The organism is Paenibacillus sp. J22P277, from assembly GCF_059383675.1.
This window is the reverse complement of the sequence record NZ_JBXENS010000010.1, coordinates 168,558-184,224: the sequence shown is the minus strand read 5'-3', so window position 1 is coordinate 184,224 and position 15,667 is coordinate 168,558. Positions and strand designations below refer to the sequence as shown.

Annotated in this window: 18 protein-coding genes; 8 read left to right on the top strand and 10 right to left on the bottom strand. The window is 62.8% G+C overall.

What is annotated here, in order from left to right; translation table 11 throughout:
* Nucleotides 1–136 precede the first annotated feature (136 nt).
* On the top strand, nucleotides 137–1,372 hold the full coding sequence (locus tag AC50YL_RS31865; RefSeq protein WP_494837384.1) for an MFS transporter: 1,236 nt from the start codon (nucleotides 137–139) through the stop codon (nucleotides 1,370–1,372).
* 13 nt (nucleotides 1,373–1,385) lie between these two features.
* Nucleotides 1,386–2,366 carry an acetylxylan esterase gene (locus tag AC50YL_RS31860; protein ID WP_494837383.1) on the top strand — a complete coding sequence of 327 codons (981 nt, stop codon included), beginning with the start codon at nucleotides 1,386–1,388 and terminating at the stop codon, nucleotides 2,364–2,366.
* Nucleotides 2,367–2,517: 151 nt separating this feature from the next.
* Here the strand turns inward: AC50YL_RS31860 and AC50YL_RS31855 are convergent, their stop codons facing one another.
* Entirely contained in the window at nucleotides 2,518–3,357 is an 840-nt protein-coding gene (locus AC50YL_RS31855) for an alpha/beta fold hydrolase (protein ID WP_494837381.1), read from the bottom strand.
* Between the two features lie 143 nt (nucleotides 3,358–3,500).
* On the opposite strand from AC50YL_RS31855, the gene AC50YL_RS31850 reads away from it, so the two are divergent.
* Nucleotides 3,501–4,676, top strand: a complete 1,176-nt coding sequence (locus AC50YL_RS31850) for a winged helix DNA-binding domain-containing protein (RefSeq protein ID WP_494837380.1) — start codon at nucleotides 3,501–3,503, stop codon at nucleotides 4,674–4,676.
* A gap of 21 nt (nucleotides 4,677–4,697) precedes the next feature.
* Nucleotides 4,698–5,198, top strand: a complete 501-nt coding sequence (locus AC50YL_RS31845) for a DUF5946 family protein (protein WP_494837378.1) — start codon at nucleotides 4,698–4,700, stop codon at nucleotides 5,196–5,198.
* 414 nt (nucleotides 5,199–5,612) lie between these two features.
* On the opposite strand, the gene AC50YL_RS31840 is transcribed toward AC50YL_RS31845, so the two are convergent.
* Nucleotides 5,613–6,593 carry an MBL fold metallo-hydrolase gene (locus AC50YL_RS31840; RefSeq protein ID WP_494837377.1) on the bottom strand — a complete coding sequence of 327 codons (981 nt, stop codon included), beginning with the start codon at nucleotides 6,591–6,593 and terminating at the stop codon, nucleotides 5,613–5,615.
* Between the two features lie 199 nt (nucleotides 6,594–6,792).
* Here AC50YL_RS31840 and AC50YL_RS31835 point away from each other — a divergent pair, with 199 nt between their 5' ends.
* Entirely contained in the window at nucleotides 6,793–7,572 is a 780-nt protein-coding gene (locus AC50YL_RS31835) for an exodeoxyribonuclease III (protein ID WP_494837376.1), read from the top strand.
* A gap of 236 nt (nucleotides 7,573–7,808) precedes the next feature.
* Here AC50YL_RS31835 and AC50YL_RS31830 read toward each other — a convergent pair whose 3' ends face one another.
* Nucleotides 7,809–8,471, bottom strand: coding sequence for an HD domain-containing protein (locus AC50YL_RS31830; protein WP_494837375.1), 663 nt, complete (start codon nucleotides 8,469–8,471; stop codon nucleotides 7,809–7,811).
* Between the two features lie 99 nt (nucleotides 8,472–8,570).
* Complete coding sequence (locus AC50YL_RS31825; protein ID WP_494837374.1) at nucleotides 8,571–9,071, bottom strand: CYTH domain-containing protein; 501 nt, start codon at nucleotides 9,069–9,071, stop codon at nucleotides 8,571–8,573.
* A 248-nt stretch (nucleotides 9,072–9,319) separates the two neighbouring features.
* Between AC50YL_RS31825 and AC50YL_RS31820 the strand changes: the two genes are divergently transcribed.
* Entirely contained in the window at nucleotides 9,320–10,018 is a 699-nt protein-coding gene (locus tag AC50YL_RS31820; RefSeq protein WP_494837373.1) for a hypothetical protein, read from the top strand.
* Between the two features lie 117 nt (nucleotides 10,019–10,135).
* Here AC50YL_RS31820 and AC50YL_RS31815 read toward each other — a convergent pair whose 3' ends face one another.
* A complete protein-coding gene (locus AC50YL_RS31815; protein WP_494837371.1) occupies nucleotides 10,136–10,519 on the bottom strand; it encodes a VOC family protein in 384 nt (127 codons plus the stop codon).
* A gap of 226 nt (nucleotides 10,520–10,745) precedes the next feature.
* Between AC50YL_RS31815 and AC50YL_RS31810 the strand changes: the two genes are divergently transcribed.
* On the top strand, nucleotides 10,746–11,081 hold the full coding sequence (locus AC50YL_RS31810) for a hypothetical protein (protein ID WP_494837370.1): 336 nt from the start codon (nucleotides 10,746–10,748) through the stop codon (nucleotides 11,079–11,081).
* A 152-nt stretch (nucleotides 11,082–11,233) separates the two neighbouring features.
* On the opposite strand, the gene AC50YL_RS31805 is transcribed toward AC50YL_RS31810, so the two are convergent.
* The 5 genes from AC50YL_RS31805 to AC50YL_RS31785 all read right to left on the bottom strand — a co-directional run bounded on the left by AC50YL_RS31805 (nucleotide 11,234) and on the right by AC50YL_RS31785 (nucleotide 14,617).
* Nucleotides 11,234–11,620 (bottom strand): ankyrin repeat domain-containing protein, encoded by a 387-nt coding sequence (locus AC50YL_RS31805; protein WP_494837368.1) that lies wholly within the window; start codon nucleotides 11,618–11,620, stop codon nucleotides 11,234–11,236.
* A 25-nt stretch (nucleotides 11,621–11,645) separates the two neighbouring features.
* Nucleotides 11,646–12,503, bottom strand: a complete 858-nt coding sequence (locus AC50YL_RS31800) for an ankyrin repeat domain-containing protein (RefSeq protein ID WP_494837367.1) — start codon at nucleotides 12,501–12,503, stop codon at nucleotides 11,646–11,648.
* A 201-nt stretch (nucleotides 12,504–12,704) separates the two neighbouring features.
* Entirely contained in the window at nucleotides 12,705–13,136 is a 432-nt protein-coding gene (locus AC50YL_RS31795) for a universal stress protein (protein WP_494837365.1), read from the bottom strand.
* Nucleotides 13,137–13,357: 221 nt separating this feature from the next.
* Nucleotides 13,358–13,834 (bottom strand): DinB family protein, encoded by a 477-nt coding sequence (locus AC50YL_RS31790; RefSeq protein WP_494837364.1) that lies wholly within the window; start codon nucleotides 13,832–13,834, stop codon nucleotides 13,358–13,360.
* Between the two features lie 330 nt (nucleotides 13,835–14,164).
* Nucleotides 14,165–14,617 (bottom strand): SRPBCC family protein, encoded by a 453-nt coding sequence (locus AC50YL_RS31785; protein ID WP_494837362.1) that lies wholly within the window; start codon nucleotides 14,615–14,617, stop codon nucleotides 14,165–14,167.
* 148 nt (nucleotides 14,618–14,765) lie between these two features.
* On the opposite strand from AC50YL_RS31785, the gene AC50YL_RS31780 reads away from it, so the two are divergent.
* Nucleotides 14,766–15,608, top strand: coding sequence for a DUF6597 domain-containing transcriptional factor (locus tag AC50YL_RS31780; RefSeq protein ID WP_494837360.1), 843 nt, complete (start codon nucleotides 14,766–14,768; stop codon nucleotides 15,606–15,608).
* Nucleotides 15,609–15,667: the final 59 nt, after the last annotated feature.

Here is a 15,667-nt window from a genome sequence, read left to right as displayed (position 1 = left end):
ATCGGCATCGCCGCCGGCGTTCGCGGCCCGACTGCAGTCCGCTCTATTCCTCCCCTTAGATGAAACAATTTTTTTCCCTACTGCCGGCTTCCGGTTTGTGTTAAGGTGAAGAAAGTTCATTTACGGAGGTAGTTTCATGTCCAGGCTCATCGTATTAGGCTGCATCGCGTATCTCGTCGTCGGCTTGGGTCAGCTCGCCATCGGCGCCGTCATGGAACCGATGGTCCATGCGTACGGCATTCTTTACGGAGACGGCGGCCAGCTCGTCATGCATCAGTTCCTCGGAGGCATGGTCGGCATTTTGTGCGCGCCGTGGCTCATGAACAAATTCGGCAAAAAGCCCGTGCTGATGGCGGCGATCGGCGTCATGACCGCAGCCGAGCTTCTCTATACGCTGCTCCCGCCTTGGAGCGTCATGCTGACGATCGCGCCTTTCGCGGGCGTCGGGCTCGGCATGACGGAGGCGGTCGTCGGTTCCTTCGTCATCGGCGCTGCCGGCGAGAAGGCCAACATCTATATGAGCCGCGTGGAGACGTTCTTCGGCGTCGGCGCGCTCATCATTCCGTTCGCCGGCGCGGGGCTGATCGAAGCCGGACAATGGAAGCTCTCGTTCGGCATCGTCGGCGCGATGTCCGCCGCGACTTTCGTGCTCTGGCTCGTCTGGTGGCCGTCCGTGCTGGATCGGCCCGCCCGGGCGGGCGACCACGCCGGAGAGCCCCACGCCGCGCACGGCCGGGGCGCCGACGCGCCCACGCCCCGCACCCGCAGGCAGGGCGGCTTGATTTTGACGGCCTGCGCCCTGTTCTTCGTCGTCTATGTCGGGCTGGAGATGAGCTTCATCCATTACCTGCCCTCCCTGCTCGTCGCCAGCAACGGCATGACGGAAGCTTCCGCCACGCTGGTCCTCAGCCTGTTCTGGGGCGCCATGGTCATCGGGCGGCTCGTGTCCGGCCAATTGGCCGACCGGATCGGCGGAGCCGCGTATCTGCTCGCGACCTGCTCCGCGGCGGCCGTGCTATTCGTGCTCATGACGTTCTTCACGGGCACCGCGCCCGCCTTCGTCCTGACGTTCGTCGTCGGCTTGATGATGTCCGGCATGTTCGCCATCGCCATCGTCTTCGCCAATCGCGCCTTTCCCGGCGTGACGGAACGCACGACGAGCCTGCTGATGGCCTGCGGCGGCATCGGCGGCGCGCTGCTGCCCGAGGGCGCAGGCTGGTTTCTGGACGTCCATGGCCCGGGCGCCACGCGCTGGCTGTTTGCCGCGACCGCAATCGCGCTGCTGGCCGTCATGGCATGGGCGGCCGCGGCCGCGCGCCAGACCGGACGCATCGGCCGGGTCGTCGCCGTAGAACAATCCCACTCGGCATAGGAGGAATCACTTCATGAATCATGCCATCGCAAGGCGCAAACGCGAGCTTGAAGCCTATTCCGCCCCGCCCACGATCGATCCGGCCGAACTGGACGCGTATTGGCATGCCGCCCTGAAGGCTTATGCCGATAAGCCGCCGGAAGTGCGGCGCGAGCGGGCGGAGTCGCCTTTTCCGGGCGTAACGGTCGACCGCCTCACCTATACGGGCTTCGACGATACGCCGATTCACGGTTGGTTCATGGTGCCGGACGCCCGCCGGAACGCGGATGACGCCTGCGCCGACGCCGGCCGTTACCCTTGCATCGTCACGTTCCCCGGCTATACGGAAGACCGCGGCTATCCCGAGCGGTACGCCAGCTGGCTGCTGCAGGGATATGCAGTGCTGGCCGTCGACGTGCGGGGCCAAGGCGGCGAGACCGGCAATGCGATGACGCTGCGGTCCGGCGCCGTCAAAGGCTGGGTATCCGGCAACGTGCTCGAGCCCATGGCTTCGTACTACCATGCCATTACGATGGATGCGGTCCGCGCGGTCGAGGCCGCGGCGGCGCAGCCGGAAACGGATCCGTCGCGGCTTGCGGCCGTCGGCGCCAGCCAAGGCGGCGGTCTGGCGCTCATCTCCGCGGCGCTGTGCCCCAAAGTCACCGCGGTCGTCGCGGACATTCCGAACTTATGCCATATGGACTTCGGCGTGCTGCACTCCAGCAGCTCTTTGACGGAGCTCGCCCAGTATGCGAAGCGCTACCCGGACCGGCTCGAAGCCGTGCTGCATGCGATCGCCCATTACGACATGCTGAACCTTGCCCCGCGGATCGCGGTCCCCGTGCTGCTGTCCGTCGGCTGGAAGGATCCCGTCTGCATGCCGGAGACGATCTACGCGGCGTACAACCGGATCACGGCGGACAAAACGATCCGCGATTACCCGTTCGGCGGCCATGAAGTCAGCGAAGCGCAGCACCGGGAACGGATTCTTTTCCTCCGCGCGCGGTTTCGCTAATTTCCGCCAAAAATAGCGATGGACGCTCTTGTCCGATGAGCTATAATGAAAAGTATTCAAGCCCCAGACAACCAGAAGAACCTCCGGCTTCCGCTGCGCGCGCAGCAGATTTCCGAGGTTCTTTGCCGCTTGAAAGGACCTTGCCGTCGCCTCATGGCCCGCAAAACGCCTTCAGCCGCTCCGCGATCTCGCGTTGGTTGAACAGATCGGGCGCGTTATGCCCCAGGCCTTCCAGCAGCATCAGGCTTGCCTCCGGGATGGCTTCCGCCGCCGCGCGGGCGCCTTGCAGCAGGAACGCCGGGCTGTCGCCGCCGGCCATGACGAGCGTGCTCGCCGTGATCGCGGCGTAGGCGGAAACCGTGGAATCGAGCCGGAACACTTCCTCCATCTCCTTGATCAGCGTCGGAAGCTTATCCTTCAGCTTTCGGCCCTCCCGGAACAGCAGGGACGGGAGCAGGAGCAGCTTCAGCAGCCAGGCCGGCATGCGCGAGACCCGCCGCGAGACGGCGACGCCTTTCAGAAAATGCACGAACGCCGACAGCTCCCGGCCCCGCTCCATGGCCCGCTTGTAGGCGGGCAGCCAATCGGACGGAAAAGCGCCGCCGACGGAGATCGCCGGTTCGTAAACCGCGATTCTCGCGAAAACGTCCGGATGGCTCCTGGCCAGCTCCAACGCGATCAGCCCGCCGTAGCTGTGGCCGAACAGAAGGGTCGCGCCCGTCGCAAGCCGCACCGCCATCACGTCCTCGCATTCCTTTGCGATGCTGTACCGCTCGCCCTGCGGCCCGCTGTAGCGCCGCCCGCGGCGGTCGATGTTGTATACGGTGAACGCATCCGCCAGCTCCGCGGCCAATTTCTCGTATTCGTGGCCGGAGACGAACGCGCCGTGAACGAGGATCAATCCGGGCCCGCTGCCGAGCCGGCGATACCCGATCATCGTGCCGTCCGCGGAGACGGCGTGATCCAGACTGTAGGCTTGCTTGGCTATCATGAAGCATCCCTCCTTTCCCGCCGCGCTGCCGCCCGGCTTTCGTTCGCTGTCTGAAGCATTCGACTCCCCCGTGAGCGGGTCATGAGCCGCGGTCCTCCGCTTCGGGTCAAGAAAATACCATCAAGAGAGGAAGTGATCGCGGCGTGGAAGAACCATTCGACGCTCCTCCTAAACGCCGGGCGAGAGCCGCCCAGGACGAGGCGCCCGTGCTCGGCCGCCGAGCGCTCAACCGGGCGCTGCTCGCGCGCCAGCTGCTGCTGAAGCGGGCGGCCATATCGCCGATCGCGGCCATCGAGCATCTGGTCGGCATGCAATCGCAGGCGCCGACCGCCCCTTATGCCGGACTCTGGTCGCGGCTTGCGCGGTTCCGGACGGACGACCTGTCGCGGCTGATGGCCGAGCGCGAGGCGGTTCGCATCGCGCTGATGCGTTCCACCATCCACCTCGTCTCCGCCCGGGACTGCCAGCGGCTGCGCCCGCTCCTCCAGCCCGTGCACGAACGGGCGCTGAAGGGCAATTTCGGCCGCAAGCTCGCCGGGCTCGACCCGGCGGAGCTTGCCGCAGCCGGGCGGGCCCTCGTCGAGGAGCGCCCGCTCACGTTCGCGGAGCTCGGCGCCCTGCTCCGCGACCGGCATTGGCCGGATCGCGAGGCACCCGCGCTCGCGAACGCGGTGCGCACATATGTCCCGCTCGTGCAGGTGACGCCCCGCGGCATGTGGGGCGCGAGCGCCCAAGCCGCCCATACGTCGGCCGAAGCCTGGCTTGCGGACCTGCCGTCCGAGGCCGAATCCACTACCTCTGATCTTCTGCTGCGCTATCTCGCGGCCTTCGGTCCCGCTTCGGTCAAGGACATGGCCGCCTGGTCGGGCTTGACGGGGCTGCGCGACGTCGTGGAGGCGCTCCGTCCGCGGCTCCGCGTCTTCCGCGACGAGCGCGGGACGGAATTATTCGATGCGCCGGGCGCCCCGCTTCCCGATGAGCATGCGGCCGCGCCGGTACGCTTCCTCGCGGAGTTCGATAACATCCTGCTGTCGCATGCCGACCGCTCGCGCATCCTCGCGGAAGAGCTCCGACCGCTCGTCTTTACCGATAACGGCTTGATTCGGTCCGCGTTCCTCGTGGACGGATTCGTCGCCGGCCTATGGAGGATCGAGCGCGCGAAGGATACCGCCAAGCTGATCCTGACGCCGTTCGGGCCGCTGGAAGAACCCGATCGCGCGGCGCTTCTCGCCGAAGGCGGGGAGCTGCTCGCTTTCGCCGCTGCCGACGCCGCGCAGCGCTGCATTGCTTTCGCCGATGACCTGCCCCTTACGCAATAAAACGACCTGGAGGTGCTTGCCATGAAATCATCCATCGTGAAATGCCCCGGCTGCGGATTGATGCTGCCGAACCAATCGTACGCCGAACCACCGCGGTTTCACGCGTCCGGCGAATGCATGGAGCTGTATAACGAGCTGTCTCTCTATACCGCGTCCCGCGGACACGAACTATTCATTCACCAGCTGGCGCTCGACGCTTACGGCGCGCAGCATTCCGGCGGCGGGACGCGCCCGATCACGACGGCTTTCTCGCTGATCGGCCTCTATCTGGTCGTGGAGCACGGCTTTACGGGCAGGCAGGTGCAGCAGGCCCATATGGAGCTGGGCAGGCGAAAATCCGACTGGCCGGAGCTGACGCCGCCCCCGACGTCCGCGGGCATGAACGTACAGGATGTCCTTCGAGCCGAGGCCGGTCCGAGCCGCGATGCCGCGATTCAGGACTGGGTCCGCTCCGTATGGGCAAGTTGGGGGCATGTCCACGATTGGGTGAAAGAAGCGGCCAAGCCGGTCGTGCAGGCGTAAGCGGCAGCCCTGCCGCATAGCCGCGCGTCAAGCGCGGCATGCCATGAGCGGGAAGCGGCATCTTAGAGATGCGTACAGCAACAGGGTAAGCTCCGGCTCTGACAGTTCCGCGCCGATAGGCTGCGCCAATCGGCCGGCACGCGCAGGTTCCCTGCGGTTTCTTATGATTTCCCGCGCTGGCACCGCATCTTTACCGGCAGGTCCCCTCGGGCGCGTTTCCCCGCGTTCGGCGGGGCCTTTTTGCATGCCCGTCTCCTCGCGCTCAGCGCTCGAAGCAACCGCTCGCCGCCGTTTCCCATAATGTTCCTTCCTGGTAGTATCGTATAATCGCCCGGCTTGTATGCAGGGCCGCGCATCCTCGGGCAACGCAAAAAAACCGCATCCTCCGCAGGAGAATCCGGTTGTGCTTCGCTGCTATTCCCGCCACCAGGCCGACTGCGGGTAACCCTCCTCCGACACCTCGACGGTCTCTCCGATCCGCGGCGTGGCGATGCGGACGCCTTGGGCGCGGGCGGCCTTGACCGCGCGCTCGACGGGCTCGTCCCACGCATGGAAGCCGAGCGTGAACGCCGCCCAATGAATCGGCACGAGCAACCCGCCGCGCACGTCGCGATGCGCCTGCACCGTCTGCTCCGGCATCATGTGGATGTTCGCCCAGCGTTCGTCGTACTGTCCGCACTCCATCATCGTCAGGTCGAACGGGCCGTATTTGTCCCCGATGTCCTTGAAATGCGGCGCATAGCCGCTGTCCCCGCTGAAGAACACCCGGCTGTTCGGTCCGTGAATAACCCACGAGCACCACAGCGAGCCGTTGCGGTCGCTCAGCCCTCTTCCGGAGAAATGGCGCGCGGGCGTGCAGGCCAGCTTCAAACCCGCCAACTCCAGCTCGTCCCACCAGCCGTGCTCCGTGACCCGTTCCGGCGGCACGCCCCATTTGATCAGGAGGCCCCGCACGCCGAGGGGCACGACGAAACGTTCCGTTTTGTCCCGCAGCTTGCGAATGGACGGCTTGTCCAAATGGTCGAAGTGATTATGCGAGAGAATGATGGCATCCAGCTTCGGAAAGTCCTCCGGCGCGAGCGGCAGCGTCCCGCTGTAGCGTTTGCCGCCGAAGATCGGCACGGGCGACGGCGAAGCCGAGAACATCGGGTCGAACAGCAGGCGCCGGCCTTCCAGCTCCAGCAGAAACGCGGAATGCCCGAACCAGGTCACCCGGATTCCCTCCGGCCGCGCTTGCGGGGACAGCGACAGCGGAACGACCGGAATCGGCTTCGCCGGCCGGCGCCGCGGGTCGCTCCGGAACTGATCCCGGAGCATGCCGGCAAGCGACCGCAGATTGACGCCCATGGAGGTCGGCACCAGATTTTCGTACTTCTTTCCTCGCTTGGCTGACATACCGTCCAATCCCCCGTCTACCATGGAATGTTTACTCCAAATTAGTATAGTTGAGCCGGATCGGAGAAGTCAAAACGCCTCGGTGCGAGCGGCTGCCGTCATCGGGCCTGCCGGAACGCGCCGACGGCCGGACAGGTTGACACCTCCGGCGATTCCCGGGTACAGTAAACCCAACATGGGATAGAGGAGCTGTACGGCAATGAAGCTGGTATCATGGAACGTCAACGGGCTGCGGGCCTGCGTGACCAAAGGGTTCATGGATTATTTCGAAGCGGTGGACGCGGATATATTCTGCGTGCAGGAGACGAAGCTGCAGGAGGGGCAAATCCAGCTGGAGCTCGGCGATGGCTATCGATCGTATTGGAACTACGCGGAGAAGAAAGGCTACTCCGGCACGGCGGTCTTCACGAAGGCCGAGCCGCTTTCCGTTCGCTACGGCATCGAGGAGGTTTACGAGCCGGAGGGCCGGATGCTGACGCTGGAGTTCGAATCGTTCTACCTCGTGAACGTCTACACGCCGAACGCCAAGCGCGATCTCGCGCGGCTGGACTACCGGTTGGACTGGGAAGACCGCTTCCGGAACTACTTGCTGGAGCTGGACGCCAAGAAGCCCGTGATCGTCTGCGGCGACTTGAACGTCGCGCACGAGGAGATCGACCTGAAGCATCCGAAGCCGAACATGGGCAACTCCGGCTTCACGCTGGAGGAACGCGGCAAGATGACCTCGCTCCTCGAAGCCGGCTTCGTCGATTCCTTCAGGCATTTCTACCCCGACCGCGGAGACGTTTATTCTTGGTGGTCCTACATGCCGAAAGTCCGGGAACGGAACGTGGGGTGGCGGATCGACTATTTCCTCGTGTCCGCGCGGCTCGCGCCTTCGCTCGTCGACGCCGAGATTCACTGCGAGGTGATGGGCAGCGACCACTGCCCGGTGGCGCTGGTGCTGGAGCCGGGAGAATCTGCCGAGCAGGCGCAATAGGGTTGGCGATATGGAAAAGGCTTGCCTGCCGCGAACGGTGCGTTCGCGGGCCGGGCAAGCCTTTTTTGCGTTACGGAAGGCGGAATCGAAAGCGGCTTCTGCGGGCGAGTGTTCTCACCTTGCATCGCGGACACCACCCGGTCCGATTACTGCGCCATACGTGTGCGCGGCTGCCATACGCAAGCAAGCCTGCTTCCTATGCGATGAACGGCAATGAACACCATGTGCGCAGCGCCTTAGTCCCCGATCCCGTCCCACTCGTCCATGAACCGCTCCACGTACGCCTTCATATACTCATGCCGCTCCTCGGCGATCGCCTTGGCGCTCGGCGTGTTGATGCGGTCCTTCAGCTTCAGCAGCTTCTCGTGAAAATGATTGATCGCCGTGCTCTTGCCCGTGCGGTACTCGGCGGCCGTCATCGCATCCCGCGGCTTCAGCGCCGGATCGTAGATCGGATCGCCCTTCCAGCCGGCGTACAGGAACGCCCGCGCGATCGCGATCGCGCCGATGGCGTCGAGGCGGTCGGCATCCTGCACGACCCGGCCCTCCGGCGTGCGCATCGGCGGGTTGGCGCCGCCGTTATAGGACATGTTCGCGATAATCTCGATGACATGCGTCCGGTCGGCTTCGGCTATCGGCTGGTCCGCGAGCCAGTCCTCCACCTTGAGCAGCCCGCTCTCCTTGGAATCGTTCAATTTCTCGTCGGCCACGTCATGGAGCAGCGCTGCGAGCGAGCAGATGAAGACGTCCGCTCCCTCCCGCTCCGCCAAATGCCGCGCCATGCGGACGACGCGGTGAATATGCCACCAATCATGCCCGGTGACGTCGCCGCCAAGCTCCGCCCGGGCGTATGCCTCCGCCGCCGCTAGCACGCGGTCGTTCGCGGTCGTTGTCATCATGGTCACTTCCTTGTTCTTCTTTCGTCGCCGGTCCGAGCGACTGGCGTTTCTGTTCCGGCGATTGTGCGCCGTTTGCTTGCTATTAAGGCCCGTCGTTCGTTATAAACTGCCGCTCTGGAGCTCGCGCCACACCGTCTTATTGCTGTACTGCCGCTCGGAGCTGATATCCCGTCCGAACCAATCCGGCGGCATGAAGCCTTCGGCCTCCTCGACGGAGTCGAATTCCACTTCCAGCACGGTCAATCGGATCTGATCGTACCGATCGATCTCCACCTTCCGGCCGTTCCACTGCGCCGTGACGCGGTCCTTCGTCAGCGGAACGAACCCGCGGCCATCGGTGAGCTGCCCGTAAATGCCTTCCGTAATCCCGTATTCGATCTCTTCGCGGGATAGCCCGTTTCCGGCCTTGAACGTCTGGGTGTAGAACACTTCGCCCGACGATGCGTCCGTAATCCGGCGTACGCGCAGCTCCTGCGTCTCGTCGATCGCCAAGTACGTCTGCTCGATTCGCTGCTCGGACACCACGTTAAGCAAGCCTTCCTTGATTTGCCGTTCCGGAAATTCCGCCGGCAGAAACTTCCGTTCGATTTCCAATGCCATGCTGCATGACCCCTTTGTCAAATTCAGACTTCATCTATTATAACACCGCGGCAGGCAGCGCAACCAACCGTCCTTGGCGAACGCAGCCGGACCGGTTTACAGAAACCACTGCCATCCGTTGCCGTCTCCTAGATATTCGATGCTTATCTTGGCGGCACGATCCGGGACCTTATCGGCGTTTCCGGTGACATGTACCCCTTTCGGCCGGCATATGCTTTCATGAATGATCCTGAAAACGGGGGATGAGGATGAACCAGAATGTAAACTATGCGGTATCGGTCGTGCGGAACTTCATTCCGTACGGCGCGGAGCTGGCCGTGCTGACGCGGCACGGAAGCATGCCGGCGGTGCTTTTCGCCGATCTCGATTACGACTTCAACGTGGAGCTGGTCGCGCTTTACCGTTACCAAGGCGAACAGAACCTGATCGTGCTCAAGAACAACGGCGGCAGCTGGCAGATGTTCGCGCATGCCAGCGGCAAAGGCGTGTACGTGGCGGACCTGACGGCGGCTCCCGTTGCCCGGGCCGGCCAGAACAGCCTGCTCGTCGGCTGGCAGCACGAGGACGGCCGGGTGGAGCTCGACATCCTGCAATGGACGGGGGCGGGGCTGACGCGCATCGTGCCAAGCGGCATCGCCTACGACTGGCTGGAGATCGAGGATATGCCGGGCATCGACGGACCGGACGGCAAGTGCGAGCTGGCGCTGTGGCTGCAGGATTCGGAGCAGTCGTACCGGATCGAAGCCTACCGCTGGGAAGCGGATGCGAACGGTCTGGTGCCGGCGGTCGACGCGTATCCGTATTACTTCGGCAAAGTCGCCCATTTCTACGAGCAAATGGCCGACCAACAGCCCGAGGTTCCGATGTACCGCAGCGTGCTGCACGAGGCGCTGCAGAAGACGAACGTCGCCCGGCTGGTCGGCGAGCCCGCGAGCGGGGAAGACTGAATGCAGCGATAACTTCGGCAGCGAAAAAAACCGGGAGACCCTCTTGCAGGGGGCTCCCGGTTTTTACGTTAAGCCGGCGTTGCGGCCCATGCCGGGCAATCGTTTGCCCGGAGCGATCTAGTGCTCGCGCAAGCTCAGCTGCCACGATACGCCGAACCTGTCCTGCACCCAGCCGAACAGCCGGCTGGAAGGAATCGGCTCGAGCGGCATGAGCGCGGCCCCGCCCTCCGACAGCCTGGCGAATACCGTCCGCAGCTCCTCTTCCGAGCCGAACGGCACGAACTGCGAGATCGCGGGCGTGAACGGATGGTCGCCCTGCATGTTATCGATCGCCATGAAGCTTTGCCCCCTTAGCGTGAACGCCGCATGGAGCACCTTGCCGTCCGGGTGACGGTAAATATGCGCAACCTCGGAACCGTCGAACAACGATACATAGAATTCCATCGCTTCTTCCGCCTGGCCGTTGAACATGAAGAACGTCGAGATAGCCTGCTCGCTCATGATATCGCCTTCCCTTTCCGAATTGGACAATCGTTCCCATCATAATCGATTAATTGCCGTTTTCCTAGACGCGGCGGGGCTTTGCCGCGGGGAGCGTCCCCTATCGCGTTCCCGGTCCGGATGGTACACTTAACTTAATTTAACTAAATATGGATTGTCTGTTCAAATTTATACCCGTTCCGGCATCTTACCTTACGAGGACGAATCGATTACGCGGAGGGCAGCGATGAACATGTACAAAACGGATGAACGCGGCCGTCCGGACCGAATGGGCAGCCGAAGCGCCGAGAACGAGGAAACGGATCGCCGCGACCTGGCCGAGCGCGCGAAGCAGGGCGACACGGAGGCTTTCGGCGAGCTGATCGCCGAGCAAAGCGGCATGGCGGCGCACCGCATCTGGTCGCGTTATCTTGCGGAGCTGAACGATGTGCATGTGAGCGGCTTCTATGTCAGCGAGAAATGGAACGCCTCCCGCCAACTGGTCAACGAGGATATCCATCGTATGATTGTCGAAGGCACGGATGTCGCGCAAACGCTGAAATCGTGGACGCGCTTCGCCTAAAACCCGGCTCATCGTGCGTTTATCCCGCTTGCTCCTATCAGCGCCGCCGCTCGATTGACCTAAGAATAAAGGAGCTGTCCCCGGTTCGCGCGCGCGAATCCCGGGACAGCTCCTTGCCGTTCATTCGGCGCCGATACCGGCCCTGCGCTTGCTTACTGCAGGAACGCGATCACGGCCGAAGCCTCTTCGCCGCCTGCCTGCGCATGCGCGACGAGCGGGATGCCGTGCGGACCGAGGGCGTCCTTGAGCGACGATTGCTCCGCGATCATCGCCTTCACGACCTCCAGCTTGCCGAGCATGGCGGCCGCGAACAGATCGAGGCGCGCTCCCCGCTCGAGCAGGAACAGCGCAATATCCCGCCGGCCCATATGCGCCGCTGCGCCAAGCGCGGTCTCCCAATCGCCGCCGCCCCAATCCCAGGCCGCGTTCAGCAGCCCCGGCTCCTGCTCCAACAGCTCCCGCACGCGGGTCAAATCCCCGTGCGCATGGCCGACGAACTCCTTGACCAGCTCCGGCGCGATGCTTTGTTTAGGCTCCATGTGCATCTTCTCCCTTATCGATGGATTAAGCTTGCAATAACGCGGCCGTCTCCGCATGTTCCCTCATGACGGCCAGCTCGGCGGCGGTCTGCCCGGCATCGGTGCGCGCGGCGCGGTCCGCACCCGCTTCCAGCAGCAGCGGTATCATCCCGCTCCGGCCGAAATACGCCGCGATATGCAGCGCCGTGAAGCCCCGCCGCCACGTTCCCTCGCAGACCGCGCGCACGTCCGCTCCCCGCGCGAGCAGCAGCTTGACGATAGGCTCGTAGTTCCCCGCGATCGCCGCATGGATCGCCATGTTGTCCAACTGGCCGTCGCGGCTCCGCGCGTTCACGTCCGCCCCTTGATCGAGCAGATACCGCGCCGTCTCTTCGCAGCCGAAATGCGCGGCCAGTCCGAGCAGCGTATAGCCGTCGCCGCTGCGGCTCCCGAGCAATTCGGGAGACTGCGCCAGCCATTCCGCGACGCGCGCCGTGCTGCCGACGGCGGCGGCCTCGTAGACGCCGAGCTCCGCGCCATGGTCGAGCAGCATTTCCTTGATGGCCGACGAGCGATAATAAGCCGCCATGAGCACCGCCGTTTCGCCGCTGTCGTTGCGCGCGTTCGCAAGCTCGGGATCCCGGTCCAGCAGCGCGGATACCTTCTCCGCCTGGCCCGCCTTGACCGCTTCGACCATCTCGCTCCGCAGCTGCTTCACCTGGTTCGCCAGCGACCGCGCTTTGCGAAGCAGGTCTTCCGATACGCCGATGCCGGCGCTCAGCAAATGGGTCGCCGCCCTGGACCGGTTCGATTCCAGCCCGGATTCCACCAGCAGATCGATAGCCTCGAGCGCCGTCTCGTCCAACCGAATGGACAGCACCATGCTTTTCTTCTTGGGTGACATCGCCGTTCTCCTGTTTGAATGCCGTTTTTGTATTTTTTATTACAAAGTTACAATATCATAAAGTTGCTATAGATTCCAGTGAAATCCACATTGCCATGCAATCCTCAAAACGCAAACGACCCGCAAGCCCGTGCCGTACGGCATCGCTGCTTGCGGGTCGCCTTTTATGAGCCGGACATATCGCGTCCGGGCGAACGGGCATTATTTGATGACGAGCAGCGGCACTTCCGTATGCTGCAGCACATAGTGGCTCACGCTGCCCATGACGAACTCGCGGATCGCGCCGAACCCGCGATTGCCCACGATGATCAAGTCGCATAGATGCCGATTGGCGTAATCGACGATCGCTTCCCCCGGACTGCCTTCCAGAAGCGCCGTGCCGGCGTTCGGAATCGGGGCGAGCCGCGCTTCCACTTCCTTCAACTGCTCCTGCGCCTCCAAAAACTGCTCCCGCTGGATGGAAACCGGCACCGATACGACCGAATCGGCGACCGCAACCGCCGCCACGCTGTATACGTAGATTACCGTCAATTTGGCTTCGGGATAATGCCGAACCATGTCGATCGCTTTATCGAGCGCCTTCACGGATGGCATGCCTCCGTCGTACGCGACCAAAATATTAGAGAAACTCATCGTTACCCCTCCTTCTATCAATGCTGTCCCTTCCCTATTACCCAACGTCGAACGGGGCTTAAACATCCACGCCAATGGAACGCGCGGAACCAGGGTTTCGGGATGACTGCCGCAACGGGTGCCCGGGGCAACGGAATCCGCGAGGGGTAGCATCAAGTAACAGGCCTGAGCACCATACCATCGTCTGACATGCAGCCCCGTGGACGAAAAAAACTGCCGTCCTAAACGGACAGCAGTCTTTTGAACGCCCTGATCGTGCTCAGATGCATGGCCTCGTGATACAGGTTGAAGCTGAGGAAATGCTCCGGCTTCTCCAGATACATCCCCGCCGAGGTGGTATACGGCGATGCGACCGGCAATTGCAGATTGCCCTCAAGCGTGCGGCGGATGCGCGCGATCTGGCTGCCGAGACGGTCTCTCAGCTCGTCCAACGTCGGCAAAGCGATGTCCGCCGGCGCCGTAAGCGGCGAGCTCCCGGACTCGAACCGTTCCGTCCAGCCAGGCGGCACGTCGAGCGGCATGGCGTCGTATTTGAATGCAAACCGCTCCAGGACGACATAAATATGTCCCAGATGCCAGCGGATATTGTTGCGGAAACCGTCCGGAACGAGATCGGCCGCTTCCTCCGACACGCCCTCCGCCAGCTTCAGCGTTTGCGAACGCACGAATTCCAATTGGTTAAACACGTAATGATCCATTTTCGTCACTCCTTCATTCGCCTCATACTCGTACGGGCCCCATGCGTCCTCCGCACGTTAGCCGGCACGTTTCATCGGCCTTGATGTCCAAATTAGTATACGAGGTCCGGACAAGGCGCGTAAACTAAATATTTCGCAAAGTTCCGCTCCGAGAAGCGGGCGGCCAGCTTTCCGGTTGCCGTGGTTCGTCCGCCCTTGCACCCGAGCAGGCAAGTCTCGCAGCCGAACGAACACCTAGCCCGAACGCAAACCATGCACGACAAAAAAAGCCGCGGCAGCTGCACATCAGCAGCACCTCCGCAGCCTTTTCATCCGCCCGATTCCGCTCCGTCAGAAGCCGAAATCCAGCGTTTTCCCCGTCTCCGCGTACGTCTTGATGTTGCTGACGATGATCGGCCAGCTTTGCTTCGTGCTCTCGTAGGACGGATGGTTGTCCGGCCATTGGTCGTTCACGAGCGTCAGCTTCGTGGTGGCGCCGACGACCTCGAGCGTCAGCGAGACGCGCGTCTCCAGCTCCGCATGGTTGGCCCGGTAGGACGGGCCGGCATGCTCCGTGTAGCTCATGCGTTTACCCGGCTCGTATTCGAGCACCTCGCCGTAGACATGGATCGTATGCTCGCCTTCGTTGCCGGGTCCGACGTACTTGTAGGGAGAGCCGATCTCGAACGTGGATTCCAGCACGCTGCCGAAGAAGATCGCTTTGGTTCCTTCCGGCGTCACGAATACGTTCCATACGTCTTCGGGCTTGGCCCCGATATAAATCTCGTACTTGAGCGCTTCCATTTTGTTGCCCTCCATTCAAGCTTGGGGATGAGTTACTGCGGGAATTGCCATTGCGCTGCATGGACCGAAGTGCTAGTCTCGATTATAAGGGTTTCCGCAAGCCAGGTATTGTAAATACGCGACAACCGTTCGCCGAAGGAGGCACACGATGAGCGACAAGCCTATCCAGCAATCCGATCGCGGCATTTTGAAAGCGGAGTTGGCCCGGCAAAAGTTCGCGCTGCGGCGCATTGAGCCGTCGCCCGACCTCGCCCCCTATATCGAGCATTATTGGACCGTCCGTTGGGATTTGAGCGGACAAGCTCCCTACTCGCAAGTCATTCTCTCTTACCCCAACATCAACCTGTCGTTCGAACGCGACCATAACGGCCCTTTCGCGGGCGTATACGGCGTTCCGAGAAGCACCTACACCCGTTATCTGCAGGACGAGGGCGAAGTCCTCGGCATTAAATTCCGCCCCGGCGGGTTCCATCCGTTCTGGCGCCGGCCGGCGGCTCTGCTGACCGGACGAATCCTGGACGTGAAGGAGGTTTTCGGCGAGGAAGCGGGAGAGACGGCCGCGCGGATATTCGCGGCGGAGACGGACGAAGATCGCATCCGGCTGGCGGAAGCGTTCCTCCGCTCGCGGCTTCCCGAACCGGATGACCAGATCAGGCTGATCGGCGACATCGTGCAGCAGGTTATCGACGATCGAACGATTACGAAGGTCGAGGAAGTCGTCGATCGGTTCGGGCTGAGCAAACGATCGCTGCAGCGGCTGTTCAGCCGGTACGTCGGCGTCAGCCCCAAATGGGTTATCCAGCGCTTCCGCCTCCAAGAGGCCGCGGAGCTGATCGAGCAGGACCGGGGCATTCCCGACTGGACCCGGCTCTCGCAGGATCTTGGATTCTATGACCAGGCGCATTTCATCAAGAGCTTCAAAGCGATGATCGGCAAGTCGCCGGAAGCGTACAGCCGGGAGCTCAACCCGTCCTCGTCCGAGGAGGCCTAGACAATGGAAAAGGCTGCGTCCGACTGCATGCATACAGTCGAACGCAGCCTTTTTCGCGG